This is a genomic window from Mesorhizobium alhagi CCNWXJ12-2, assembly GCF_000236565.1.
In the GTDB taxonomy this organism is placed as follows: domain Bacteria; phylum Pseudomonadota; class Alphaproteobacteria; order Rhizobiales; family Rhizobiaceae; genus Allomesorhizobium; species Allomesorhizobium alhagi.
In genome coordinates this window covers 1-25,426 of record NZ_AHAM01000105.1, presented here as the reverse complement: position 1 = coordinate 25,426, position 25,426 = coordinate 1, and the positions used below count along the sequence as shown (strand labels likewise).

27 protein-coding genes are annotated in these 25,426 nt (G+C 62.4%); 3 read left to right on the top strand and 24 right to left on the bottom strand.

The genetic code is table 11. The features are described 5' to 3' along the window. Positions 1-30 precede the first annotated feature (30 nt). The 3 genes from MAXJ12_RS13060 to MAXJ12_RS13050 form a co-directional block, all read right to left on the bottom strand. Positions 31-888: a substrate-binding domain-containing protein gene (locus MAXJ12_RS13060; RefSeq protein ID WP_008836356.1), complete on the bottom strand. Its 858-nt coding sequence runs from the start codon at positions 886-888 to the stop codon at positions 31-33. Between the two features lies 1 nt (position 889). Further along, positions 890-1,408 carry a c-type cytochrome, methanol metabolism-related gene (locus MAXJ12_RS13055; RefSeq protein ID WP_008836355.1) on the bottom strand — a complete coding sequence of 173 codons (519 nt, stop codon included), beginning with the start codon at positions 1,406-1,408 and terminating at the stop codon, positions 890-892. Positions 1,409-1,583: 175 nt separating this feature from the next. Beyond that, entirely contained in the window at positions 1,584-3,389 is a 1,806-nt protein-coding gene (locus tag MAXJ12_RS13050; RefSeq protein ID WP_008836354.1) for a methanol/ethanol family PQQ-dependent dehydrogenase, read from the bottom strand. Positions 3,390-4,163: 774 nt separating this feature from the next. Between MAXJ12_RS13050 and MAXJ12_RS13045 the strand changes: the two genes are divergently transcribed. After that, the gene (locus MAXJ12_RS13045; RefSeq protein ID WP_008836353.1) at positions 4,164-4,517 is read left to right on the top strand and encodes a hypothetical protein; all 354 of its coding nucleotides are present in this window, start codon (positions 4,164-4,166) and stop codon (positions 4,515-4,517) included. Between the two features lie 31 nt (positions 4,518-4,548). On the opposite strand, the gene MAXJ12_RS13040 is transcribed toward MAXJ12_RS13045, so the two are convergent. The 6 genes from MAXJ12_RS13040 to MAXJ12_RS13015 form a co-directional block, all read right to left on the bottom strand. Continuing rightward, positions 4,549-5,409: a quinoprotein dehydrogenase-associated SoxYZ-like carrier gene (locus MAXJ12_RS13040; protein ID WP_040586205.1), complete on the bottom strand. Its 861-nt coding sequence runs from the start codon at positions 5,407-5,409 to the stop codon at positions 4,549-4,551. Between the two features lie 99 nt (positions 5,410-5,508). After that, positions 5,509-6,477: a quinoprotein relay system zinc metallohydrolase 2 gene (locus tag MAXJ12_RS13035; protein ID WP_008836351.1), complete on the bottom strand. Its 969-nt coding sequence runs from the start codon at positions 6,475-6,477 to the stop codon at positions 5,509-5,511. Between the two features lie 12 nt (positions 6,478-6,489). Next, the gene (locus tag MAXJ12_RS13030; RefSeq protein ID WP_008836350.1) at positions 6,490-7,230 is read right to left on the bottom strand and encodes an ABC transporter ATP-binding protein; all 741 of its coding nucleotides are present in this window, start codon (positions 7,228-7,230) and stop codon (positions 6,490-6,492) included. Further along, the gene (locus MAXJ12_RS13025; RefSeq protein WP_008836349.1) at positions 7,199-8,026 is read right to left on the bottom strand and encodes an ABC transporter permease; all 828 of its coding nucleotides are present in this window, start codon (positions 8,024-8,026) and stop codon (positions 7,199-7,201) included. The genes MAXJ12_RS13030 and MAXJ12_RS13025 overlap by 32 nt, the downstream gene beginning before the upstream one ends. Beyond that, positions 8,023-9,012, bottom strand: coding sequence for an ABC transporter substrate-binding protein (locus tag MAXJ12_RS13020; RefSeq protein ID WP_008836348.1), 990 nt, complete (start codon positions 9,010-9,012; stop codon positions 8,023-8,025). The genes MAXJ12_RS13025 and MAXJ12_RS13020 overlap by 4 nt, the downstream gene beginning before the upstream one ends. A gap of 58 nt (positions 9,013-9,070) precedes the next feature. After that, the gene (locus MAXJ12_RS13015) at positions 9,071-9,274 is read right to left on the bottom strand and encodes a hypothetical protein (protein WP_420492376.1); all 204 of its coding nucleotides are present in this window, start codon (positions 9,272-9,274) and stop codon (positions 9,071-9,073) included. Positions 9,275-9,580: 306 nt separating this feature from the next. On the opposite strand from MAXJ12_RS13015, the gene MAXJ12_RS13010 reads away from it, so the two are divergent. After that, a complete protein-coding gene (locus MAXJ12_RS13010; protein WP_008836346.1) occupies positions 9,581-9,958 on the top strand; it encodes a c-type cytochrome in 378 nt (125 codons plus the stop codon). A 72-nt stretch (positions 9,959-10,030) separates the two neighbouring features. Here the strand turns inward: MAXJ12_RS13010 and gph are convergent, their stop codons facing one another. From gph to MAXJ12_RS12955, 10 genes are all read right to left on the bottom strand, one after another. Then, positions 10,031-10,732 carry a phosphoglycolate phosphatase gene (gene gph / locus MAXJ12_RS13005; protein ID WP_008836345.1) on the bottom strand — a complete coding sequence of 234 codons (702 nt, stop codon included), beginning with the start codon at positions 10,730-10,732 and terminating at the stop codon, positions 10,031-10,033. Next, positions 10,729-11,286: a thioredoxin family protein gene (locus tag MAXJ12_RS13000; RefSeq protein WP_008836344.1), complete on the bottom strand. Its 558-nt coding sequence runs from the start codon at positions 11,284-11,286 to the stop codon at positions 10,729-10,731. Before MAXJ12_RS13000 ends, gph begins: the two co-directional genes overlap by 4 nt. Positions 11,287-11,307: 21 nt before the next feature. After that, positions 11,308-11,994 carry a ribulose-phosphate 3-epimerase gene (gene rpe, locus MAXJ12_RS12995; protein ID WP_008836343.1) on the bottom strand — a complete coding sequence of 229 codons (687 nt, stop codon included), beginning with the start codon at positions 11,992-11,994 and terminating at the stop codon, positions 11,308-11,310. Positions 11,995-12,056: 62 nt separating this feature from the next. Next, positions 12,057-12,998, bottom strand: a complete 942-nt coding sequence (cbbX, locus tag MAXJ12_RS12990) for a CbbX protein (protein ID WP_008836342.1) — start codon at positions 12,996-12,998, stop codon at positions 12,057-12,059. Positions 12,999-13,070: 72 nt separating this feature from the next. Further along, the gene (locus MAXJ12_RS12985) at positions 13,071-13,505 is read right to left on the bottom strand and encodes a ribulose bisphosphate carboxylase small subunit (protein WP_008836341.1); all 435 of its coding nucleotides are present in this window, start codon (positions 13,503-13,505) and stop codon (positions 13,071-13,073) included. Positions 13,506-13,525: 20 nt separating this feature from the next. Then, entirely contained in the window at positions 13,526-15,010 is a 1,485-nt protein-coding gene (locus tag MAXJ12_RS12980) for a ribulose-bisphosphate carboxylase large subunit (RefSeq protein WP_008836340.1), read from the bottom strand. Between the two features lie 31 nt (positions 15,011-15,041). Next, complete coding sequence (gene fba, locus MAXJ12_RS12975; RefSeq protein WP_008836339.1) at positions 15,042-16,121, bottom strand: class II fructose-bisphosphate aldolase; 1,080 nt, start codon at positions 16,119-16,121, stop codon at positions 15,042-15,044. Positions 16,122-16,133: 12 nt separating this feature from the next. After that, on the bottom strand, positions 16,134-18,143 hold the full coding sequence (gene tkt, locus MAXJ12_RS12970; RefSeq protein ID WP_008836338.1) for a transketolase: 2,010 nt from the start codon (positions 18,141-18,143) through the stop codon (positions 16,134-16,136). 379 nt (positions 18,144-18,522) lie between these two features. After that, positions 18,523-19,395 carry a phosphoribulokinase gene (locus MAXJ12_RS12960; protein ID WP_008836336.1) on the bottom strand — a complete coding sequence of 291 codons (873 nt, stop codon included), beginning with the start codon at positions 19,393-19,395 and terminating at the stop codon, positions 18,523-18,525. 10 nt (positions 19,396-19,405) lie between these two features. Next, a complete protein-coding gene (locus MAXJ12_RS12955; protein ID WP_008836335.1) occupies positions 19,406-20,452 on the bottom strand; it encodes a class 1 fructose-bisphosphatase in 1,047 nt (348 codons plus the stop codon). A gap of 123 nt (positions 20,453-20,575) precedes the next feature. Between MAXJ12_RS12955 and MAXJ12_RS12950 the strand changes: the two genes are divergently transcribed. Beyond that, positions 20,576-21,523 (top strand): LysR family transcriptional regulator, encoded by a 948-nt coding sequence (locus tag MAXJ12_RS12950; RefSeq protein WP_008836334.1) that lies wholly within the window; start codon positions 20,576-20,578, stop codon positions 21,521-21,523. A gap of 79 nt (positions 21,524-21,602) precedes the next feature. On the opposite strand, the gene MAXJ12_RS12945 is transcribed toward MAXJ12_RS12950, so the two are convergent. The 5 genes from MAXJ12_RS12945 to MAXJ12_RS12925 form a co-directional block, all read right to left on the bottom strand. After that, entirely contained in the window at positions 21,603-22,235 is a 633-nt protein-coding gene (locus MAXJ12_RS12945) for a hypothetical protein (protein WP_008836333.1), read from the bottom strand. Beyond that, positions 22,235-23,110, bottom strand: coding sequence for an ABC transporter permease (locus MAXJ12_RS12940; protein WP_008836332.1), 876 nt, complete (start codon positions 23,108-23,110; stop codon positions 22,235-22,237). The genes MAXJ12_RS12945 and MAXJ12_RS12940 overlap by 1 nt, the downstream gene beginning before the upstream one ends. Then, positions 23,107-23,886 carry an ATP-binding cassette domain-containing protein gene (locus tag MAXJ12_RS12935; RefSeq protein ID WP_008836331.1) on the bottom strand — a complete coding sequence of 260 codons (780 nt, stop codon included), beginning with the start codon at positions 23,884-23,886 and terminating at the stop codon, positions 23,107-23,109. Before MAXJ12_RS12935 ends, MAXJ12_RS12940 begins: the two co-directional genes overlap by 4 nt. A gap of 71 nt (positions 23,887-23,957) precedes the next feature. Further along, positions 23,958-24,452: a cupredoxin domain-containing protein gene (locus MAXJ12_RS12930; protein ID WP_008836330.1), complete on the bottom strand. Its 495-nt coding sequence runs from the start codon at positions 24,450-24,452 to the stop codon at positions 23,958-23,960. A 33-nt stretch (positions 24,453-24,485) separates the two neighbouring features. Continuing rightward, positions 24,486-25,412: a YVTN family beta-propeller repeat protein gene (locus tag MAXJ12_RS12925; RefSeq protein ID WP_085983941.1), complete on the bottom strand. Its 927-nt coding sequence runs from the start codon at positions 25,410-25,412 to the stop codon at positions 24,486-24,488. Positions 25,413-25,426: the final 14 nt, after the last annotated feature.

Sequence of the window (25,426 nt, the reverse complement as noted above, 5' to 3'; positions counted from 1 at the left end):
TTCTCTCCACCCCCCGCCGCAACTACGGGCCTACTGCGTGATCGGCTTGTCCTGCTCGTCGATCAACGGCACGCTGAAGTCGAGCAGGATCTTGTTGATCTCCGACTGATTGTCTTTGATGACGCGGTTCAGTGTTCGCTTCCATTCCTGGTCGGAAGGCCGCACGCCCATGGTGATCCGGTATGTCATGCGCGACCCGGTCTTTTCCTTAATCAGAGGGATGATCGCGAGATCGGCCCCTGATTTCTTGGTGTAGTAGCCTGCCATCGGACCCCACACGATCGCGGCGTCGATCGTGCCTGCCATGAGGTCCTTGATCATGACCTCGGCCATCGATGGCATCACCCGTGTGTCGACCATCAGCGGATAGACTTTGGCGTCGCGCATGAGCTTGGTCGCCGCCATGTTCGCGGTGGGAGGCGTTCCGCCGACCACGCCGATCTTTTTGCCCGAGAGCTTGGGATCCTCGATGGTTTCGACGCCGTCGAGGCCGTCGCCCTTCTTGGAAACCAGGACGTAGGCCGACCGGTAGTAGGCGTTGGTGTTTTGGACCAGCTCGTCGCCCTGCGCGTATCCCATGATAACGTCGCAGCGGTTGGCCCTCAGCGTGTTGCGCACGAAGCCGGTGACCATGGGAAACCAGGTATAGGCGACGGATTTCCGGCCGGTCTTCTCGGCGATCAGTTCGGCAAGCTTGTTCTCGAAACCCTCGCCGTTTTCGTCGGTGAAGGGCATGTTCGAGGGATCGGCGCAGACGCGCAGCACCTCGGGATCCACCAGTTCGCCAGCGGCGCCGAGGCCGGCGCCTTGCGCCAGCGCGGTACCGGGGACAAGCGCGGCTGCCGCGGCAGCGAACAGGAACAGGCGCAGCTTATGGCGGCGGCTCATCTCATCCTCCCATGCAGGACGCTTCGTCGTCCTTGGCTTGCTGAGGCTTATCCGCCTTCTTGGGCGGACGTCCGCGGGGCGCTGCCCCGACCGCTCGCGCGCGCAGATAGACGTAGAGGTCGTCCATGTAGCAATAGACGTTCTTGTTGTCGCCGAACGCCGGCATGACGCTTTCCTTGCCCGCGCCGAGATTCTTGCGCCCCTCGGCCACGATCGACAGGAAGGTTCCGTAGTCAATGTTCTTCATCGTCTCAGCCAAAGCGGGGGCGTAGCTGGAGCCGACACCATCGGGCCCGTGGCAGACATGGCAGTCCGAGTGATAGCGCCGATAGCCGCTGAACGTGTACCAGTCGACGGTGCCGTCCTCCTCGATCTTGAACGTAGGGTTTCCTTCGGCATCATAATATTTACCGTTTTCATCCGTGACTGCCGCGGCTTTCTCTTTATCGTCTGCCGCCTGTGCAAAACCGGCCAGCGGCAGAAGCAGAGCAAGGACCGAAACTACTTTACGAACGGACATTCAAACCTCTTCCTTATTCGCCACGACACAGCTTTGCTGTCGCTATGCGGCGTTGACAGGTGTGTTGTGGTTGCGTGGCGAAATCGAGAGCCCGGCGGCAGCGCCGGGATCCGGGCTCTCGTTTCTCAGGCCACAGGCCTCGTGAATGGCCTGGGCCGTGCCATATTCCCGAATATCAATCCGGGAGGCCGAAGACGGTGAGCTGACCGCCCAGCGTCGTATAATCGGCAAGCGCTGCGTAGCCGCCGACGGCACCCAATCCTGCGGTAGAGATGGATTGTTCTTCCTCGGTCGGAGCTCTCTCACCTGCCACCGCCTGCTGCCAGGCTGCGGCGCCTTCGGCTCCCAGAAGGCCACCAGCGAGGCCGATGCCAGCCCAGCCACCAACACCCGACAGGACGGCGATGTACTGCTTGCCCTCATGCTCGAACGTGTTGATGTTGCCGATGATGCCGGAAGGCGTCTTGAACTTGTAGAGTTCGTTGCCTTCGGTATCGACCGCTTTGATGTAGCCTTCCAGCGTGCCGTAGAAGACAACGTCGCCTTCGGTAGCAAGTGCGCCGGACCAGACCGAGAACTGCTCGGGCTTGGACCAGACGATCTCACCCTTGGCCGCGTCCCAGGCAATGAAATTGCCCATGCCGCCATGGCTGTCGGGAGTCGGATACATCGCCACTGTCGCGCCAACATAGGGCTGACCGGCGGTGTAGCTTACTTTGTAAGGCTCATAGTCCATGCAGACATGGTTTGTCGGCACGTAGAAAAGACCAGTCTTCGGCGAATAGCTCGCCGGCTGCTGGTCTTTCGTTCCAAGAGCGGCAGGGCAGATACCAGTGGTGTTGGTGTCCTCACCGTTCTGCTGGGTCGAGTAATCGGCAACAACCTGCGGACGGCCATACTGCTCGCTCGCCGGATCCATAACGACTTCCGTCGCCCAGTTCACCGTCGGATCGTACTTCTTGGCGACGAGAAGCTCGCCATTCGCACGGTCCAGAGTGTAGGCAAAGCCGTTGCGGTCAAAGTGAACCAGCACGTCGCGACTCTGGCCCTCGATGTCCATGCCGTCGACAAGGATCATCTCATTGACGCCGTCATAGTCCCATTCGTCGTGCGGGGTCATCTGGTAGACCCACTTGGCCTCGCCCGTATCCGCGTCGCGTGCGAATATGGTCATCGACCAGCGGTTGTCGCCCGGACGCTGCACGGGATTCCAGGTCGAGGGATTGCCCGTTCCGTAGTAAACCAGATTTAGCTTCGGATCGAAGGCAAACCAGCCCCAGGTCGTTCCGCCGCCGGTCTTCCACTGCTCGCCTTCCCAGGTGCTGATGCCGGAATCGGGACCGACAGGCTTGCCGAGATGGGTAGTTTTCTCGGGATCCATCAGCGTCTCAGAGTCCGGCCCTGTGGAATAGCCCTTCCAGGCGAGAGAACCGTCGCTGAGATTGTAGGCCGCTATCCAGCCGCGGACGCCGAATTCCGCACCTGAAACACCGATAAGCACCTTGTCTTTGAAGACCATCGGTGCGGCGGTGCCGGACTCACCCTTGCTGCCGTCGGTTTCGGCATTCTTCACCGACCACACGACCTCGCCGGTCTTGGCGTCGAGCGCCACGACAGTCGTATCGGCCTGATTCAGAATGATCTTGCCGTCACCATAGGCGACGCCGCGATTAACCGTATCGCAGCACATGATCGGAATGACGTTCGGATCCTGCTTGGGCTCATATTTCCAGAGGATCTTTCCGTCGTTCTTGAGGTCGAGAGCGTAGACGATATTCGGGAACGGCGTGTGAACGTACATCACGTCGCCGATCACCAGAGGGCCGCCTTCATGGCCGCGCAGCACGCCTGTGGAGAATGTCCACTTGACCTGCAGGTCCTTCACATTGTCCTTGTTGATCTGGTTCAGTTTCGAATACCGGGTGTTGGCATAGTCACCCGTCGGCATCGCCCAATTCTTGGCATCCGCCGATAGATTCATCAGCTCTTCATTGGCCGAAACTCCAATTGCCGAGGCGCACAATAACGCCGCAGCAAATGGTATACAGATTGCTTTCCTGAATACACGCATATGATATCCTCCCGAGGGTCACAATCAGGAATCGACCGTTGAGCCCACAAGGGCTTGCCCAAGCGATTCTGTGGTGGGAAGTATTTCCGGCAGCGTGTCACGACCTAAGCCAGATGAGCAGAGGGCACCTTTACTGCCCACCTCACTTGGCCTACGAAAGACTGTCGCCGCTCCCTATGACGGTGACGCCCTTGAAGCCGGAAACAGGGAAAGGCTATGTCATAACAAAGCGGCAGGCAAGCGAAAAACCTGGGTAATCTGTTTTGCAATGCAATATATAATATGTTGCAATGCACAACAGAGAATAGATGCACGATTTTTGCATCGTTGACTACTGATATTGCCTTTCTCGCCGTATGGGTAAATTTCTCGGGTAGAGAAAAAGGAGAAATTGTCGCAAAACTTCTAGGTTTTACTTGTTTGTATTGCCTAGTTGAGCATGCGAGCGGTTGTTTTGGAGCGACTAGTTCGCGCAGCATCCATCCCACTGTAACGGGGCGTGGTTGTTGATAGCGAACGCGAACCGACGAGTGCGTTGCAAAATCGTTTCATGATTGGCGTTTTGACGCACCCAGGAGCGGCCTTCAGTCCTACGGACGCCTTGACTGGCTTTTTCAAACGTCGCCAACTGGGGCGACCGTGATCCCGCACGGATGTGGGAACCATCAATGGAGGATTCGCTGCATGAAAAGGCGGCCCCGATTTTTCACCCTGCTGCTCTGTTTGGCCTCGATCTTGACCGTCGCCGGTCCATCGATAGCGGCAGGGGATTACCCGACGACCGCGCTTGCCGACTATGTGTTGGGCTGCATGAGATCAAACGGACAGACGCGCCAGGCGCTGGAGCGCTGCTCGTGTTCGATCGATGTTATAGCCTCGATCATCCCCTATGAGCGCTACGAGGCGGCAGAGACGTTCAGGCAGATGGCACAGACGACCGGCGAGGCGAGCGGCCTGTTTCGCGAAAGCGCTCCGGCAAAGGCCGCGGGCAACGAACTGAAGCGCGCGCAGGCCGAGGCCGATATCCGCTGCTTTTAGACCAGAACGGCTGGCAGCAAGCAGCAGGCTATCAGAGCCCGGCCGCTTCGAGCGGCCACTCGTCTTTGAATACCTTGCCCTCGGTGTCTGTCGCTTCGACCCTGATCTCGCCGCCGGCGCCAGGCGCAAAATCGAATCGGAAATTGGGATCTTCCGAAATCGATATTCCGCCTTCCATCGCAAGAATCAGCCGGTCACCTTGCGAAATCGAGAAAGTCTGGACGAAATGAGCCGGAATGAAATACTGGGTCAGCGGATCGCGCTGCAGGCCCGAATTGTTCGGATGCCGGATCATCAGCTGCAGTTCCGGCGCGTTGCCCGCCGTCTCGCCCGTCGCCGGCGAGAACTGGCGCAGCTTCATCTGCCCCATCGAGGCCAGCGCCTCGTCCGTGTTCTTGACCGCCGGCGCCGAGCATCCACCAGAAGCCTTGACGAAGGTCTGCGACATGTGGAGTTCGCCGCTTTGCGTCTCGGCGATGGCGCGCAGATAGGAGTAGTCGTCGACGCGCACACGGGTCGACAGGTGCGTGACGCCGGAATCCTTGCCGATCTGGAACGTCGCCGCTACCGGTGCGGGGTTCACATCGATGATCATGGTCACGGATTTAACGCCGTCCGGCGCCTTTGCGGGATCTATATAGATGTCGACCGGCACCAGCGCTGCGTCTTGCGCGCGCTTCGGCGCCTCGATGCGGATGAGGCCGGTATCGGCGAGGATCGGCCGGTCGCCGAACACGTAGCCCTTCAGGCTCGTCCAAATCTTTTCAGAGGAGGTGGGGGACTGCTGCGCCACCGCCGGCCCAGAAAGGCCTACGAGCGAACCGGCCATGACGACGAGATAAGCCACGGCGACTATGGCGAGCCGCCGGTTCGAGTACGCGCTGACTAACATTTCGGTGCCTCCACCGGTTCGAAAGGTGGTGCCCAGGCAGGCCGGCATGATAATCCTTCGCCGAAGCCTTGGCAAACGGCCTGCAGCAGCACGACGCGGCTATTCCCATTCCAGCTCGGCATAGGCGGCGGTCGCATTGCGCTCGTTGTATTCGTGGAACAGCGTCCAGTTGGACGCTTCGCTTCGGCCGGCGGTCTTGACGGTTTCGGCGAGCGGCCGGCCCTCGGCGATTGCCTGGCGGATGTCTCCGGCAAGCACCTCGAAATAGCGGCGCTGCGCTTCCAGCGCCTCCGGCCAGTCGGCGCCTACCGGACCGTGGCCCGGCACAACACGCTGCGCGTCGATCGCCGCGAGTGCATCCATCTGGCGGATCCAGCCGAGCAGCGAACCGTCCAGCGTCGGCAGATGCTCCATGAAAACGAGGTCTCCGGCAAACAGCGTGCGGGTCGCGGCATCATAGACGGTCAAGTCATTGTCCGTATGCGCCGCACTCCACGCGCGCAGGTCGAGCACGCGGCCGCCAAGATCAAGTTCGAAGCGATCGGCGACTATCTGCCCCGGTGGCACGATCTCGATGCCTTCCATCAGCGCCTCGCCGAGCTGGCTGCGGTAGTTCCGCAGATAGAACGCGCCGCGCGCCTCGAGTGCGCGAGGCAGGTTCTTATGGCCAATCACCGTCGCCCCTGCGTCGCGGAACGCCGCATTGCCGAAAATGTGATCGGGATGCATGTGGGTGTTGATCAGGAAGCGGACCGGTTTTGGGGTTACTTCCTTGATCGCAGCGATGAAGGCCCGCGCCTGGACGAGACTGCCGCCGCTGTCGATCACCGCCGCCGCCTCGGCGCCGACCACCAGCCCGAGATTGCAGATCGCGCCTTCATTGCCGGGGGTCATCAACTCGTTCTTGCCCCGGAAGGCGAAGACGCCGTCGGCGATCTCGCTCAACGCGAAGTCCTGGTGCGTGGCGGCGGCCAGAGCCCGATGCGGAAGGCAGCACGGCATCGCCGCGCCGACGCCGATGCAGGCGAACCCGGTGACAAGCCTGCGACGGAAAAGATCGGTCCGCATGGTTGCTCCGCCTCACACCGCGCCGGGAAATTTCTGATGGAATGAGCGCAGAAGATCGCTCATCACCTGTGGGCTGCGATTGTGCCGCGGCAGCCGGACGTCGAAATAGCCGATCACATGCGCAGGCCGCGGCGACAGGACAATGATTCGGTCCGACAGCATGAGCGCCTCGCGCAGATTATGCGTCACCATCAGGGCCGTCGTCGGCCGCGCCGACCAGACGCTGAGCAGCAGATGCCGCAGACGCTCGGCGGTTGGCTCGTCGAGCGAGACGAAGGGCTCGTCGAGGAACAGAACGGCCGGCTCGGTGGCGAAGGCGCGCGCAAGTGCCGCCCTGCGAGCCAGGCCGAGAGACAGTTCCGAAGGGAACAGCGAGCGCATGCCAGCAAGGCCGAGACTGTCGAACAGCCGGTCGAGATCGGCGTTTCTCATGGTCTTCGGCAGGGCAAGCCGGACGTTCTGCTCGACCGTTCGCCATGGCAGTAGCGTCGGCTCCTGAAAGACAGCGGCGATGCGGTTCGAGCCGCCTTGTGGCAACTGGAACGAGCCGGAAAAATCCGTGTCGACGCCGAGCAGGATGCGCAGCGTGGTGGTCTTACCGCAGCCCGACGGCCCGAGCAGGCAGGCGAATTCGCCTTGCCGGACCTCGAACGAAAGGTCTTGCAGCGCCGTCACAGGGACGCCTTCCGCGGACCTGAAGGTCTTTTCGGCGATGTCGACCCTAAGCGGGGCGGCGACGCCAACGGGTTGCATGTCGTTCAACGGGCTGCACCAGGAGGAGTTCGATGAGGAGCATGACGGCCACGAACGCCAGCGTATAGGCGAGGATGGCGGCGACGTCGAAGAGCTGGAAGTTAAGATAGATCTGGAAGCCGACGCCGTTCGAGCGGCCGAGCAGCTCGACGACCAGCACGATCTTCCAGATGAGGGCGATGCCGGAGCGCGAAGCTGCGGCGAGATAAGGCTGAAGCTGCGGCAGCAGGATGTGCCGCAGCCGGTCAAGGGGCCCGAAACGATAGACGGCGGCCATCTCCGCATAGCGCGGGTCGAGCGCCCTTGCGCCTTCGCGCATTGTCACAATGACGTTCGGGATCTTGTTCACCGCCACCGCGCCGATCGCCGCCGCCTCGTTCAGGCCGAACCAGATATAGGCAAGCACGATAATGACCAGCGCGGGGATATTGAGGAACAGGACGACCCACGGGTTGAAGAACTGGTCCGCGCGGCGATGGATGCCGAGGAGAACGCCTATGACCGAGCCGATCACCATCGCCACGACGAACGCCGCCGCGACCCGGCCGAGCGTCACGCCGAGGTGATAAGGCAGTTCGCCGGTCGCGGTGTCGTTGACGAACACCTGCCAGACCTGATCCGGCGGCGGAAAGGCGCGGCTGGGCCAAGCCCCGGCTGCGAAGCTCCACAGGAGAAGCAGGCCAAACAGCGAGGCAGCGGTCGTGATCGCCGGCACCGCGATTGCGCGCCGGCCCGAGCGAAGGGGCAGCGCCGTGCCCGTCGTGGCGAGCCGGCCGTCCTCATCCGGCACCGTCATCTCGACAGCCCGGCCCAGAACGTGCCGGGCGCCATTTCCAGTGCGCGGCCGACCAGCTTCTCGCCTCCGATTTTCGCGAGCACCTGGTAGAGCTTGCCCGCGTCTGCCTCTTCCTCGGTCACCGGCCGCGCTGGAATGCCCTCGCGGTAGCGGTCGCGCAGCTTTTCCAGTTCTGCGCCCTCGGCGCGCACGATCGGAGCAAGGCGCAGCCATTCGGCGTCCGACCTGGCCAGGAGGCTCTTCGCCTCCGTGGAAGCCTTGATAAACCCTTTCGCGGCATCCGGATTTTCATCCGCCCATTTCTCGTGGAAGACGTAGCCCAGCGCCGACACCGCGCCTGAAGCCCCGAGCGCCCTGGCTACCTCGTCGGCGCCGACCAGCCGGCGAAAGCCGTTGGCTTCGAGACGGGCGCAAAAGTGCCAGAAGTTAAGCACCGCATCGAGTTCGCCCTGCATGGCCTTTTCCGAGAGCAGCGGCGGCGCGCCGTAGACGCCCTCGTTAGATGTGGCCAGGTCCAGGCCGTGGTCGCGGCTGGCGAGCGCCTGGATGAGCAGCCAGCTCTTGTCGAGCGGACCTCCGGCGACGCCGATTTTTTTCTGCTTCAGATCGGCGATCGTCAGGACCGGCGATTCCTCCCTGACCATGATGGCGCCGACCGCGGTGGAGTAGGGGGCCAGTGTCAGGTCGCCACCCTCCGAACGCTGCCGCGAAACCCACAGCCAGTCGGAGACGATGATGTCGATCTCGCCTGCCAGCATGGCGACGTTGGTGGCGTCCTCGCCGGCGAAGTACACGATTTCAAGGTCGATCCCGTTGGCGGCGTCGAATCGGTGATGCTTCAGCGTGTCGAGTTCCCAGCTGACGGTGCCGAATTTCAGGACGCCTATGCGGACCTTGGCCGCCGCGCGAGCCTCGCCGGCCGCCGAAAGCACCCCGGCTGTTCCCAGCGCCGCGAGGCGCAGCGCGTCGCGCCTCGAAATCACCATGGCATACCCTCGCCGCTATCGCATGCGGACGGGACCAGGCTGATAAACGCAAGCGGCATCAGATTGATCGCTCCTTATCGGGAAAAGCGCACCGCCAGCGCACCACCTTCAGGGTCGGATGTTCCGACGACCATTTCGCGATCTCGGCGGGCGCAAGAAGCATGCATTGCAGGAGAGAGCCGCGGCTCTCGAAATAGAGATGTTCCTCCCGGCAATCGGTCGGATTGGCGGTCAGGCAAACCGTCAATATGAGGTCGACCATTTCCATAGCAGCACCTTTTCGCCGTCCTGGGTCGCCCGCCTCGGCCGTTCGGCCGACATCGTTCTGGACAAGACCCCGTTAAGCCGGATTTCCTCAAGGTGCCCGATGGGAAGCCGGAATTGCGGGAAGCTACGCGCTCGCTCCGGAGCCGTCAACAAAGACGGACGGACAGGGCGCCGCGACTGGCTGTGGCAATAAATACGGTTGATTTCCTCAACCCTCCGTCTAGCTTCGTCGCGCGCATGCCGGCGAGAGGTCCGGCATGCCGTCGTCCAGGGCACCCTGACGAGCAATGAGGAAATGCCAATGCGTGTTGCCGCGTTTTTAACTGCAATCTCGATCGTAACCCTGTCCGCGGGCCATTCCCTGGCTCAGGACGCCGCCGCCGGCGAAACGGTCTTCAACAAATGCAAGGCCTGCCATGTCGCCGACGAGGACAAGAACAAGATCGGACCGTCGCTGAAGGGTGTGATCGGCCGGACCGCCGGCACTCTTGAAGGCTTCAAATTTTCGCCGGCCATGGTCGAGGCGGGCAAGGGCGGCCTGGTCTGGGACGATGCGAAACTGACCGAATACCTCAAGGCCCCGAAGGCAATGGTCAAAGGCACGAAAATGGCGTTCGCCGGCCTCAAGAAGGACGAGGACCTCGCCAACATCATCGCTTATCTCAAGCAATTCCCCTGAAGGCATAAATTGCGTCCGGTCCGGCCCTTCTGGTGGTCGGCCCGGCCGCGGTTTGGGATCTGACCTGAAATTTCAGGCGGCCGTGCGCAATCCGTCCAGCACTGCCGGCAGGTCGAGCAGGCTGCCACAGACCAGGTCCGCTCCGAGTTCGTCGACTGGAACCTGCGAATAGCCGCCGCGGATAAGCATAACCGGCACGCCCGCCGCCCGTGCGGCTTCCACGTCGGTAATGCTGTCGCCTACCATCAGGGCGTCCTGCGGCGCGGTCTCCAGGCGTTCTAGCGCCAGCAGCAGGGCTTCGGGGGCCGGCTTCTTGTGCGTGACGGCGTCGCCGCCGACAATCGCTCCAAGGCGTTCAAGCATGCCGAAATGCAGCAGGATTTCGCGCGTGGCGGCTTGCGGCTTGTTGGTGGCGACGCCAAGCCGGATGCGGGCCACGTGCAATCGCGCCAGCGCTTCGGCCGCCCCCGGCATCGGGCGTGTCCAACGGGTGATATGGCGGCGATAGATCGGCGCCATCTCGCGATTGGCTTCCTCGAGCCCGGCTTTCGACAGCGGCCGATCCGAGGCGGCAAAGGCCCGCTCGACCAGTTTTTCGACGCCGTTGCCGATCATCGACTTGACCTGCGGAAGCGTCAGCGGTGGCAAGCCTCTGCCGTCCAGCAATTCGTTGACGGCGCAGGTAATGTCAGGCGCTGAGTCGATCAGCGTTCCGTCGAGATCGAACAGGATGGCCTTGGGCAATCGAAACGACGGTTCATCGCTGCCACTCATGCGGATTCCTTCCATTTGATAGAGCATCCCACGGAGGCGATCTGGTCCTTCGGTCCGTTGCCGGTCCGGGCGACCTGTTTCATCGCTTCGAAAAGATCGCGACGGAGATCGGATGCGCTGGCCTCCTTGCGCGAGGCGTCGAGGCGTCCGCGATATTGCAGTGTGAGTTCGTTGTTGAAGCCGAAGAAATCCGGCGTGCAGGCGGCGTCATAAGCGCGCGCCACGGCCTGGTCCTCGTCGTACAGATAGGGAAAGCTGAAACCGTGCGCCGCGGCGAACAGCTTCATGTTGGCGAAGGAATCTTCCGGATAGGCTTCCGCATCGTTGGAATTGACGGCGACGAAGCCGATCCCGTCGGCCTTGAGGTCCTCGGCATCCCTGACGATGCGCCCGATGACCGCTTTGACATAGGGGCAGTGGTTGCAGATGAAAGCCACGACCAGACCGTTGGGACCGGCTTGATCGAAGATCGAGTGAGTTTTCCCGTCGACGCCGCGGAGCGTGGCGTCGACTGCTGGCCAGCCGAAATCGCAGACCGGTGGGATTGCCGCCATCGTCGCCTCCTGTCGAAAGTTTTACGCTGCCTTCCTGATGGCGTCGTCAGCGGCGCCCCTTATTGATTCGATGTTGGCGCGATACGCGGCTTCGGTCCCGCCCTTGAATACTGCCGAACCCGCTACGAGCACGTTTGCGCCGGCCGCTGCGACCAACGGCGCGGTCTCGGCCGTCACTCCGCCGTCGATCTCGATGTCGATCGGGCGACTTCCGATCATCGCCTTGACCCGCTTGACCTTTTCCACGACCGACGGAATGAAAGCCTGCCCGCCGAATCCCGGATTGACCGTCATCAGCAGAACCAGGTCGAGCCGGTCAAGCACATATTCGATGACGCTTTCCGGCGTCGATGGGTTGAGCGAGACGCCGGCCTTTTTGCCAAGATTCCTGATCGCCTGCAGCGAACGGTCGAGATGCGGCCCGGCCTCGGCATGCACGGTGATGATGTCGCAGCCCGCTTCGGCGAAGGCCGCGAGATAGGGGTCGGCGGGCGCGATCATCAGGTGGCAGTCGAAGACTTTGTCGGTGCGGTTGCGGATTGCCTTGATGACCGGGGGGCCGAAAGTGATGTTGGGCACGAAATGGCCGTCCATCACATCGAGATGGATCCAGTCGGCGCCTGCTGCGGCGGCGGCCTCGACTTCTTCGCCCAGCCGCGAGAAGTCACAGGATAGGACCGAAGGGGCGATGATACTGCGGGAGGTCATATCTCGTTCTCACCTTATTGCACGGCATTCGCCAGTCACATTGCCTTACCGATTGCGACGTCTCAAGCAACCGTGCCGTCAACCGGATCGCCGTCGAGCTTCCCTTCCACGAAAACCCGGCTGCCGCGAATATCCGGTTCCTCTATGGTGATCAGGTCGAGCCTGGTCAACTTTTCGCCCCGCCCGGCGAACAGACGATTGGCCTGCCGCAGGCGTGCCCGGTCGAGCCCGTTGCGGATCGAGCGAGCGTTGGAGAAGTGCGGCAGCTTCATTCTGAGAGGGATATATTCCTCCAGCGCCGCCGCTGCACCTTCGCTCAGCCGGTAATTCTGGCCAGCCAGCATGATTTCGGCGATTGATTTGAGTTCGGTGGGACTATAGTCGGGAAAATCGAGATGATGGGCAATGCGCGAGCGCATACCCGGATTGCTGTCGAAAAAGCGGTCCATCTTGTTCTTGTAGCCGGCTAGGATGACGACGAGATCGTCTCGATTATTTTCCATGCACTGCAACAGGATCTCGATCGATTCCTGGCCGTAGTCCCGCTCGTTTTCGGGCTTGTAGAGATAGTAGGCCTCGTCGATGAACAACACGCCGCCCATCGCGCGCTTGATCACTTCGCGCGTTTTGGGCGCCGTGTGGCCGACATATTGCCCGACAAGATCGTCGCGGGTGACCGAGACCAGATGTCCCTCGCGCACATAGCCCAGCCGGTGCAGGATCTCTGCCATCCGCAGCGCCACCGTGGTCTTGCCGGTGCCGGGATTGCCGGTGAAGTTCATGTGCAAGGTTGGCGTTTCGGCGGAAATGCCGAACTTGCGGCGCAAGCGGTCGACGAGCAGCAGCGCGGCGATTTCGCGGATGCGTGTTTTGACGGGTTTCAGCCCGACAAGCTCACGGTCGAGCTTGTCGAACACGTCATCGATGCTCGATGCCTCGAACTCCTCCTGCAGATCGACCATTTCACTGTCGCCGACGACCGCCTGATCCAGGCTATTCAGCATGACGTCCTCCTGTTGCGCGGGTAAACGCCCGGCAACGCTGCTCCAGCCGCCAGAGCAGCGTTGCAGCGGCCGCTATGATCGCTCGCCTTCCGGCCGATCGGTCGCGTAGGGAACGATGGTGTAACCCTGACTGCGGCCATCGCGCTCCTGGCGCAGCAGGCGGAAGCCCGGTTCGTTCGGCGGCCGGTTGACGATGAACGACATGCGCGGCGCTTCCCATCCCTTGCTCGAATCGAATGCGGTGACGCGGATGTACATGTTGGGCAACGCCTTTCGGCAGGCATTGACCTCCATCAGGATTCCGGCGGGATCCTTCAGGTCGAACATCGGATTGCCGTACATCTCCCAATAGGTATTACGGGGATGCGGATCGTCGGAATATTCGACGCTCACTGCCCAGTTGTTCTTCAGGGCGTATTTGATCTGCGCCGAGATCTGCGTGTCGGTCAGGTCCGGCAGAAACGAGAACTGCCCCTGGGTGACCTTGTTTCCGGGATTGGTCATCATGGCTGTGGTCCTTCCTGTCCTTAGAAGCTCGGGGTCGCGGTCGGAACGAAATCGGCGGTGTCCGTCGATTCGTAATTGAAGGTGACGTCCTTCCAGGTCGTCAGCGCGGCCTTCAGCGGCGAGCACCACCTTGCCGCATCTTCGAGGATCTGCGGGCCTTCGCGCAGATAGTCGCGGCCCTCGTTGCGGGCGAGGATCATTGCTTCCAGCGCGACCCGGTTGGCCGTAGCGCCGGCCTGGATGCCGTCCGGATGGCCGATCGTGCCGCCGCCGAACTGCAGCACCACGTCCTCGCCGAGGTAGTGGATGAGCTGATGCATCTGCCCGGCATGGATGCCGCCGGATGCCACCGGCATAACCTTGTTGAGGGAAGCCCATTCCTGGTCGAAGAACAGGCCGGTTTCGAGGTTCTGCGGCGTGCGCTCCTCGCGCAGCGTGTCGTAGAATCCCTTGATCATCAGCGGGTCGCCCTCGAGCTTGCCGACGACGGTGCCGGCATGGATGTGGTCGACGCCGGCCATGCGCATCCATTTGCAGATGACGCGGAAGTTCATGCCGTGGTTCTTCTGGCGCGAATAGGTGGAGTTGCCGGCGCGGTGCAGATGCAGGATCATGTCGTTCCTGCGTGCCCACTTCGCCATCGACTGGATGGCGGTATAGCCGATGACGAGGTCGATCATGATGATGATGGAGCCGAGCGACTTCGCAAATTCGGCGCGCTCGTACATCTCCTCCATGGTGCCGGCGGTGACGTTGAGATAGTGGCCTTTGACCTCGCCGGTCGCGGCCGACGCCTTGTTCACGGCCTCCATGCAGTAGAGGAAGCGGTCGCGCCAATGCATGAAGGGCTGTGAGTTGATGTTCTCGTCGTCCTTGACGAAATCGAGCCCGCCCTTCAGGGCTTCATAGACGACGCGGCCATAGTTGCGGCCGGAGAGGCCGAGTTTGGGCTTGGTCGTGGCGCCTAGCAGTGGCCGGCCGAATTTGTCCAGCCGCTCCCGCTCGACCACGATGCCAGTCGCCGGGCCCTGGAAGGTTTTGAGATACGCGACGGGGATGCGCATATCCTCCAGACGCAAGGCCTTGACCGCCTTGAAGCCAAAGACGTTACCGATGATCGATGCCGTGAGGTTGGCGATCGAGCCGGGCTCGAACAGGTCGAGGTCATAGGCGATGTAGGCGAAATATTGCTGCTCGGTCTTCGTGCCAGGCCCGGTGTTCGGCACCGGCTCGGAACGATAGGCCTTGGCGCGATAGAGTTCGCAGGCGGTCAGCCGATCGGTCCACACCACGGTCCAGGTCGCTGTCGAGCTTTCGCCTGCGATTGCGGCGGCCGCCTCCTCATGGTCAACGCCAGGCTGCGGAGTGATGCGGAACATCGCGATCAGATCGGTGTCCTTCGGCCGGTAGTCCGGCTCCCAGTAACCCATCTGCTTGTAAGGGATGACACCGGAGCGATAGCGCTCCTTGCCTTCCTTGAGGGTACCAGTCGTCTGTGTGTCCATCTTGTTCATGGCAAAATCTCCTGCTGGTTGCTCAAGCCGCCTTGGCGGTTGCGATCTGAGGGTCGAGTTTTCCCGCGGCGTAGCGTTTGGCCATCTCGTCCATCGCGATAACCTTGATCCTGGAGGCGTTGCCGGCGGCGCCGAAGCGTTCGAGCCGGTCGCGGCAGAGATCGCGCATGGCGTCCATCGCCGGTTTCAAGAATTTGCGCGGATCGAACTCGCCCGGGTTTTCCGTGGCGATGCGGCGGAACTGGCCGGCCATCGCCATGCGGCAATCGGTGTCGATGTTGACCTTGCGCACGCCGTGGCGGATGCCGCGCTCGATCTCTTCCACCGGCACGCCGTAGGTCTGCGGCATGCGACCGCCGAATTTGTTGATCACGTCCTGCAATTCCTGCGGCACCGAGGAGGAGCCGTGCATGACGAGATGCGTGTTCGGCAGCTTGTTGTGGATTTCCTCGATGACATGCATCGCCAGAATGTCGCCGTCGGGCTGCCTGGTGAATTTGTATGCGCCGTGCGAGGTGCCGCAGGCGATCGCCAGCGCGTCGACCTTGGTGCGCATGACGAAATCCACGGCCTGGTCAGGATCGGTCAGCAACTGGTCGTGCGACAACGCGCCTTCGGCGCCATGGCCGTCCTCGGCCTCGCCGTGGCCGCTTTCGAGCGAGCCGAGCACGCCGAGTTCGCCTTCCACCGAAGCGCCGACCCAATGCGCCATCCGCGCCACGCGCTCGGTGATCGCGACATTGTACTCGTAGCTCGCCGGGGTCTTGGCGTCGGCCTCCAGAGAGCCGTCCATCATCACAGAGGTGAAGCCGTGGCGGATCGCGGTCAGGCAGGTTGCTTCGTCGTTGCCGTGGTCCTGGTGCATGCAAACCGGGATCTGCGGATAGATCTCGGCCAGCGCATCGATCATCCTGGCCAGCATTATGTCATTGGCATAGCTGCGAGCGCCGCGCGATGCCTGGATGATCACCGGCGCGTCGCATGCCTTGGCGGCCTCCATGATGGCGAGGCCCTGTTCCATGTTGTTGATGTTGAACGCCGGCACGCCGTAGCCGTGTTCGGCTGCGTGGTCGAGAAGCTGGCGAAGTGTGATACGGGCCATTGGCGGGTCTCCTCAGATGACAAGCTTGCGAGCCGCTTCGGCGACTGCTTCGGGCGTGATGGCGAAGTGCCGGTAGAGATCGGGGGCAGGGGCGCTGGCGCCGAAACCGGTCATGCCGACGAAGACTCCGTTGTCGCCGATCCAGCGGTCCCAGCCGAGCCGGGCTGCGGCTTCGACGGCAACACGCGGAGCCGAGCCGAGGACTGCGCGGCGGTATTCGTCGTCCTGCTCCTCGAACAGTTCCCAAGATGGCATCGAGACGACCGCGGCCGCGATGCCATGCTCGGCATGCAGTCTTTCGGCGGCCGAAACGGCGATCTCGACCTCAGAGCCGGTGGCGATCAGCGTCACGGCGCGGTGTCCGGCCGGTTCGCGCAGCAGGTATGCACCGCGCGCCGAGACTTTCTCGTCCGTATGCGCCTGACGCAGCATCGGCAGGTTCTGGCGCGAAAGCACCAACACGCTCGGCCGGTTCTCGCTCTTCAGCGCCAGCTCCCAGCATTCCGCCGTCTCGATGATGTCGGCCGGGCGGAAGACGTTGAGGTTCGGCGTAGCGCGCAGCATCGCCAGGTGCTCGATGGGCTGGTGCGTCGGGCCGTCTTCGCCGAGGCCGATGGAATCATGCGTCATCACATAGATGACCCGCTGGCCCATCAGCGCCGAGAGCCGCATCGCGCCCCGCGCGTAGTCGGCGAAGCAGAGGAATGTCCCGCCATAAGGGATGAAGCCGCCATGCAGCGCGATGCCGTTCATGGCCGCGGCCATGCCGTGCTCGCGGATGCCGTAATGGATGTAGCGGCCGGCATAGTCGCCCGGCGCGATGCGGTTCATGCCCTTGGTGATCGTGAGGTTCGAGTGTGTGAGGTCGGCGGAGCCGCCGACGGTCATGTCGGTCGCCTCGTTGATCGCGCCGAGCGCCATTTCAGACGCCTTGCGGGTTGCGACCTTGGTCGCCTTCTCGACGTGTTCCTTGCGGAAAGTCGAAAGCGCTTCGAAGACGGCGTCCGGCAGCGCGCCGGAGATCGCGCTTTCGAACTCGGCGCGCCGCGGCGAAGCGGTCAGCCTCCGTTCCCACTCGAGCCGCGCGAGCTGGCCGCGCTCCGCGACCTCGCGCCAGGCCCGAAGTAACTCGTCCGGTACCTCGAAGGGTGCATGCACCCACCCGATGTTTTCGCGTGTTGCCGCGATCTCGGCATCCCCCAGCGGCGCGCCATGCGTCTTTTCTGAGCCACCAAGGTTTGGCGCGCCCTTGCCGATCACCGTCTTGCAGGCGATCAGCGAGGGACGATCGGAGCGCCGCGCCGACTCGATCGCCTCGGCGACGGCCTCCATGTCGTGGCCGTCGACCGACTGAACGTGCCAGCCGGCGGCGGCGAAGCGCGCCGGCTGGTCCATCGACGTGGAGAGGGGGGTGGGGCCGTCGATGGAAATGGAATTGTCGTCCCATAACACGATAAGCCGGTTGAGCTTCAGATGCCCGGCGAGGTCGATCGCCTCGTGGCTTATGCCCTCCTGCAGGCAGCCGTCTCCGGCGATCACATAGGTGTAGTGGTCGACGAGTTCGGGCTCATGGCGGGCGGCGAGCATGCGCTCGGCCAGCGCTATGCCGACGGCGGTGGAGATGCCTTGGCCCAGCGGGCCGGTCGTCGTCTCGATCCCCAGTGCGTGGCCGTATTCCGGGTGGCCGGCAGTGCGGCTGCCGAGCTGGCGGAAGCGCTGCAATTCGCTGATCGGCATGTCGGGATAGCCGAGGAGATAGTGCAGAGCATATTGCAGCATCGAACCATGGCCGGCCGAAAGCACGAAACGGTCGCGATCGGGCCAGTCCGGCTTCGACGGGTCGATCGTGATGAAGCGGTTGAACAGCACCGTCGCCACATCCGCCATGCCCATCGGCATTCCGGGATGACCGGAGTTCGCCTTCTGCACGCTGTCCATCGCCAGCGCGCGGATGGCGTTGGCCATATCGCGTTCGGAGACGGCCGTTTCGGGAGCGGCCTTGATTGCGGTGGCTTGGCTCATGAGAAATTCCTCCACTTCGGCGCGCCGTGGCCGGACGCATCCCGGATTCGAATTGGCGCTTCTTCGCCCGGCCCTTCGGGCCAGCCTCTTGTCGCCGGCGAGAGGAAGTTCGCCAGCGCCTGCGCCAGCATTTCGAGGGTATGTTGAAGGCGGCGCACAATCGCTGAAAGCTTCTGGCGGCTTGCGGTTGAGAGGCTCAGCGCGGACGCCCCCCTCTCCCCGTACTTCACGGGGAGAGGGTAAGGGTGAGGGGCAGCGCCGGCCTTTACATGTTCGCGCCGCCCCTCATCTGCCTGCCGGCATCTTCTCCCCGTGAAGGACGGGGAGAAGAGGACTGGCCGCACTGTGGGCACTTGACGAGAGACCATCATTTCCTCCTTCAAGACACACGCCGCTTGCGTTCGATCAGTTGCAGGATGAGCGGGGTCAGGATCAGCTGCATTGCGAGATCCAGCTTGTTCCCCGGCACGACGATGGAATTCGGGCGCGACATGAAGCTGTCGTGGATCATCGAAAGCAGGTAGGGAAAATCGATGCCGCGCGGATTGGCGAAGCGTATGACCAGCATCGATTCGTCCGGTGTCGGTATCCAGCGGGCGATGAACGGGTTCGACGTGTCGACGATCGGCACGCGCTGGAAGTTGATGTTAGTGAGCGCAAACTGCGGAACGATGTAGCGGACATAGTCCGGCATCCGCCGCAGGATCACATCCATGACGGCTTCCGTGGAATAGCCCCGAGTCGCCCGGTCGCGATGGATCTTCTGGATCCATTCGAGATTGATGACGGGCACGACGCCTATCTTCAGATCGGCGTGTCTTGCCAGGTCGACCTTCTCGGTCACCGCGCAGCCATGCAGACCTTCGTAGAAGAGCAGGTCGCTCGGGCCGAAATCGCGCCATTCGGTGAAAGCTCCGGGCGGCGTGCCGTAAAGCTTCTCTTCTTCCTCGTCATGGACGTAGGTGCGGGTCTTGCCGGTTCCCTTGCGGCCATATTCCTCGAACACTTCCTGCAGCGTCTCGAGCTCATTGGCGGCGACGTTGAAATGGGTGAAGTTCGGATTGCCACTTGCTTCTTCTTCTGCGACTTTTTCCTTCATACCGGCGCGGTCGTAGCGGTGAAACGCATCGCCCTCGATGAAGGCAGCCTCGATTTTCTCGCGACGGAAGATCTGCTCGAAGATGCGCTTGACCGAGGTCGTTCCCGCCCCGGAAGAGCCCGTGATCGAAATGATGGGGTGCTTGGCTGACATCTGACGGACCTCAGGCGCGGAACAGGCCGCGATTGCCGAACAGCGGGGCGCGTTCGCCGATGCTCGACGGCTCGGTGTGATAGCGGGCGATGCGGTGGACCTCGCGCGACGAGCCGAACACCACGGGGGTCCGCTGGTGCAGGCTCTCCGGCTCCAGGTCGAGGATGCGGGTGACGGTGTCGGTCGCGGCGCCGCCGGCCTGCTCGACAAGATAAGCGATCGGGTTGGCCTCGTAGACCAGCCGCAGCCGTCCGTGATGGTAGCCTTTGCGATTGTCGCCCGGGTAAAGGAAGATGCCGCCGCGGATCAGGATGCGATAGCAATCGGCGACCAGCGAGGCGATCCAGCGCATGTTGAAATCGCGCTCGCGTGGGCCTTCGCTGCCCTTCAGGCAATCGTCCATATAGAGCCTGACCGCCTCGTCCCAGTGCCGGTAATTGGCGGCATTGATGGCGAATTCCTGCGTGCGGTCCGGAATGATGCGGCTCTCATAGGCCTGGACGAAGGAGCCGAGCCTGGACGAGAGCACGAAGATATGGGTGCCGCTGCCGAGCGACAGCACCAGTGCAAGCTGAGGCCCGTAGATGAAGAAGCCGGCGCCGATCTGGTTCGTTCCCGCCTGCAAAAAAACGGCGGCCGGATTTGCGCCCGGCGCGCCAGTTGCAGGGAGAAGCGAAAAAATCGTTCCGATCGACACGTTGGTGTCGATGTTCGAGGAACCGTCGAGCGGGTCGATGGCGACGGCCAGCGGCGCTTCCCCGTTAAGCAGCACCGGCTGCTCAAGTTCCTCGGACGCATAGAGCGCGACAGGCGCGTGGCGCATGGCGTCGAGGAAGATATCGTCGGCGAAAACGTCCAGGTCCTTCTGGATGTCGCCGTCGGCATTCGCGCCGCGCGTGCCGGCAAACGCCGCGCCGAGAACCCCCTGATTGATGACGTGGCGGATCTTGATGGCGGCTTCGGCGAGTTGATGGATCGTGGCCGCTACGGCCGAGCGAAGGCTGTCGCCCTGGCCGACATAGGAATTCAGAAATGCACCGAGCGTAGCCGTTGTCATCGTGACCTCCCGAGCCGGCCGCGTCTCAAACGGGGTGACGGCTCACGACAAAGGTCGCACAACTGGTGGATAAGTAAAATTTAATAGCTTTACGACGGCACTAAGGGAAATTTAGTATGAGCCATGAGAAACGTCTCCCTCAAGCAGCTCAAGGCGGTTCAGGCGATCGCCAACCAAGGCAAAATTGTCAGCGCCGCCAAGGCCTTGGCGCTTTCCGCCCCGGCCGTGACAATCCAGTTGCGACAACTGGAGGAAGAGATCGGATTGTCGCTGTTTGACCGGACGGCGAGCGGCATGCGTCCCACTGCCGCAGGCCTCGCGTTCATCGATGCGGCGCAGGTGATCGAGGAGCGGCTGCGTCTACTCGAAGACCAGATGGACGCGATCAAGGGCGTGCGCACTGGCAGCCTGAAACTCGGCGTGGTCTCCACGGCGAAATATTTCGCGCCGCGCATGATGGCCGCTTTCATGAAGGAATATCCCGACATCGACATGAGGCTCGCCATCGGCAACCGCGCCGAGACGATCGCCAGCCTCAGGAATCACGACGTCGATATCGCGCTGATGGGGCGTCCGGCCAAGGACGTGCCGGTCCGGGCATCGGCCTTCGGCGACCATCCGCTGGTCATCATCGCCCCGCCTGAACACCCGCTGGCCAAGGAGCGGGACATTTCCAAGGAACGCATCGCCGAGGAGCATTTTCTGATCCGCGAGGCAGGCTCAGGCACGCGCATTTCACTGGAGATTTTTCTGAGCGAAGTACCCGGCCGCATAGACGACCTCGGCGTGGAGATGGGTTCGAACGAGACGATCAAGCAGGCGGTCATGGCGGGACTTGGCATCGCCTTCATCTCGGCCCACACCGTCGCTTCCGAGGTGGAAACCGGCCGCCTCGTGATCCTGGATGTGGTCGGCATGCCGATCCGCCGGCAATGGTTCGCCGTCATGCGCACGGACCGTGCGATCTCGCCGGCCATGGCCGCCTTCCATGAGTTCCTGATGCGCAAGGGCGCCATGTACCTGCCGCTGTTCGGCAAGCTGTATCCGGAGGAGCGAGTGGTGAGCGAGTAGGGAGTAGGGAGTAGCGAATAGGGAAAATGCTTGCGGCCAGCAAATCGTCTCTGCGATCTCATTCGCTATTCGCTATTCGCTATTCGCTATTCAGCAACTCGGCGACCGTCTTTGCCAGCGCATAAAGCCGCTGCTCGATCAGCGTCGGCACTTCGCAGACATAGGTCAGCGACTGCACGCGCTCCTCGAATACTCGGGTTTCCCAGGTCAGCCGGTCGGTGCGCAGCGCGATCTCATTGGCGTCGGCATCCGGTTTCGCGCGCAAGGCGTCGACCTCCGAGGCTTCCTTGCGCAGCCGTGCCGCCAGTTCGAGCTGGTTGCGTGCATAGCGCGCGATGCCGGAAATGACCTGCGAGCGCTCGGCGTTCATGTGGTCGAACAGTCCCTGGACCAGCATCGTCATGCGGGGCTTCTTCTGGTCCGCCGGCAATCCAGCGGCGAATTCGCGGATATGCCCTTGCGCCTCCTCGATCGGAACCCGCCGGGCCGCCAGTTCATCGACCAGCACCGGGATTTCCGGGTCCTGCGCCCAGTTCTTTGCCGTTGGCGGCAATTCCGGCCCGTTCCAGATCTGCCCGAGCGAGAGTTCCGGCACCTTGCGCTGTATGCAGGGCCAGTTGGGATCGGTGTTCATTGCGGCCAACGCCGCGCTCGCCGCCGGCAAGAGCAAGGCGGCCAGGGCCAAGCCACGGACAAGGCTCGTTTTGCGCATCAGGCGTTTCCTCCCGTATCCTGTTTGCGGTTCATCAGGCCTCGCGAGGGATCGTAGGCTATGATCGCGCCGCCGAGGAACAGCACCGTGCAACCGGCGACGACCGCAAGCGAAAACCACTCTACCTGGCCATAGAAGGCGAAGCGGATCAGTTCGACGACATAGGTGAATGGGTTGGCCAGGCAGATCTTGTAGAGCAGAGGGCTCGATTCCTGGATCCGCCACAGCGGATAAAGCGCTGGCGAGGCGAAATACATCGGGAAGATCACGAAGTTCATCACGCCCGCGAAATTCTCGAGCTGCTTGATCATCGAGGAAAGCAGCAGCCCCAGCGCGCCGAGCATCACGCCGGCCAGGAACAGCGCCGGGAGCACGAGCAAATAGCCGATCGGCGGCGCCTTGATGCCCCAGAACCAGGCGATGCCCAGGAATACATAGACCTGCGCGATCGACACAGTGACGCCGGCGAGCAGTTTCGAGACCAGCAGGAACCAGCGCGGGAAGGGGCTGACCAGCAGCGTCCGCATGTTCCCCATCTCGCGGTCATAGACCATCGACAGTGATGATTGCATGCCGGAAAACAGCAGGATCATGCCGCAAAGGCCGGGCGTGATATAGACCTCGTAGAGCACGTAGGTCTTGTAGGGCGGGATGATCGAGACGCCGAGCACCTGGCGGAAACCCGCAGCAAAGATGAAAAGCCACAGCAGCGGCCGCACCAGCGAGGAAATGAAGCGTTCGCGCTGGTTGAGGAAGCGCAGCCCCTCGCGGATGAGGATGCCTTTCAGGCAGATGAGATAGGCGGCGAGGCCGAAGCCCGGTGCCGGCAGCGCTGCAACTTCCGTCTCGACGGCTTTTGCGGGCAGGGGACTCATGACGGTTCCTCCGCGCCGGCGGCCGGAGCCTTGTGGCTGAGCTTCGAAAAAGCCTCGCCGATGCTCTTCGTGCCGGTCGTCCGCACCACTTCGGCGACGGAGCCCTTGGCGACCAGATTGCCTTGGGAAAGCACCACGACGTGGTCGCCATCGTCGACCTCGTCGATCAGGTGCGTCGCCCAGAAGACGCTGATGCCTTCCGTCTCGACCAGCTTTCGGATGCTGGCCAGAATGCCAGCCCGCGACTGGACATCCAGCCCGACTGTCGCCTCGTCGAGCAGCAGGAGCGGCGGACGGTGCAGCAGCGCGCGGGCGATTTCGATGCGCCGCATCTGTCCACCCGACAGGCTCCGCGCCTTGTCGCGCAGGCGATCGCTCATCTCGACCTGCGCGAGCAGCGCGTCGATGCGCCGCCTCGCCTCGGTCGAGCCCAGGCCGTGCAGCGAAGCATGGTAGGAGAGGTTCTGGTAGACCGTGAGATCGAGGTCGAGCGTGCGCGCCTGAAACACGATACCGAGCCGTCTCAGCGCTTCGCCGGGACTGCGGCCGACCTCATGACCGAAGATGCGGATCGACCCGTGGCGCGTGTCGTAGAGATGGGTGATCAGCGAAAACAGCGTCGTCTTGCCGGCGCCATTGAGACCGAGCAGAACGGTGAAGGTGGCCGGCGCTATCGAGAAGGAAACGTCGTTGAGCGCCCGCTTCGGACCGTAGGAATGGCTGACCGCGGCGACGTCGAGAGCCGCCACGCCGTCCGCTCCCCTGCCTGTCCTCATATGCTGCACCCGGTCGATTCCTCCCTGTTCACGAGGCGCGCGCCGGCCATCCCGGCGCGCGGATTGTGGCACTATTTAATCGTAATCGTACCCTTCATGCCCCGGTCGGCGAGATCGGGAACCGACCAGGTGTAGATGCCGGGGCGGACGGTGGTGAACTGGACCTGGATCGTCCCGTCGGCGTCGTATTCCAGCCATGCCGGCGCGCCGTTCATATGCACCTCGAGATCGTTGATGACGATCTGGTTCATCCAGACATTGCGGAAAAGATCGGTGTGGAATTTGTATTCCAGCCCGCCCGCCGCCGAGATCTTCCAGCGATAGCCTTGCCCGGCGATCAGCTCGAAATCCTTCTGGTTGGCCGTGAATTGGTCGTCCTTGGTGCCGAGGATGAGTTCCGGAACGTCCTTGCTGGCGCGCGTCGGCTTCTCGGCCGGTGCTTGCTCCGTGCTAGCCGCGGCCGCATCATCATCGTCGTCGTCATTGTCCTGTGCCCAGACTTGGCCCTGCGCGGCGGCGGCCAGTCCGACCAGCGCGGCGAAGGCGATTGCCCGAAAATTCCTCATTTTTTCCTACCCTTCTGCTGAAATTTTAATGAACTAGTTCGGCGATACGACGACGCCCCAGGGCAGCGCGCCGACCGTGACTGACTGCACCGGCTCGTCGGTCTCAACGTCGATGAAAGTGATGTCGTTCGAAACGCCATTGGTCGAAATGATGGTCTTCTGGTCGGGCGTGAACGCCAGTTGCCAGACGCGCTGGCCGACCAGCGCGTATTTCTCCACCTCGTAGGTCTCGGTGTTGATGACCGCCACACGGTTGGCGGGGCCGAGCGCGACATATGCTTTTTTTCCGTCGGCGGTGATGCGCACGCCGACCGGTTGGATCGATTCGGCGCGTAGGCCGGGGATCTCGAAGGTGATCTTGTGCTTGATCTCGCGCGTCTCGTTGTCGATCACCGAGACCGTCCCGCCGATCTCAGCGCTGACCCACGCTTCCGAGCCGTCGGGGGTGAATTCCACGAAGCGCGGGCGGGCGTCCACCAGCACGTTGTGGGTGATCTCGTTGGTCGCCGTATCGATGAAATGCGCCATGTTCGTCGTCTCGGACGTGTTGACCATGGTCTTGCCGTCCGGGCTGACGCCCATGCCCTCCGGTTCCACGCCGACAGGGATCTCGGCAAGGACCCTTTTGCTTTCGAGGTCGATCACGGTGACAAGATTGTCGTCTTCGTTGGCGACATAGAGCGTCTTGCCGTCTGGCGAGAGCACGAACAGTTCGGGGTCCGGCCCCGACGGCAGCGATCCGACGATCTCGTGCGTGGCGGTGTCGATGATCTCGATCGTGTCGTCGTCGCTGGCGCAGAGATAGATCAGCTTGCCGTCATGCGAGATGGTGATGCCGCGCGGCCGCGGCCCGACATTGATCGTCTTGACCACTTCCATCGTGGCCGAATCGACGACGCTGACCGTGTTATCCTTTTCGTTCGAGACATAGACCATATAGGCCGAAGCCGGGCTGGCCATGAAACCAGTTGCCA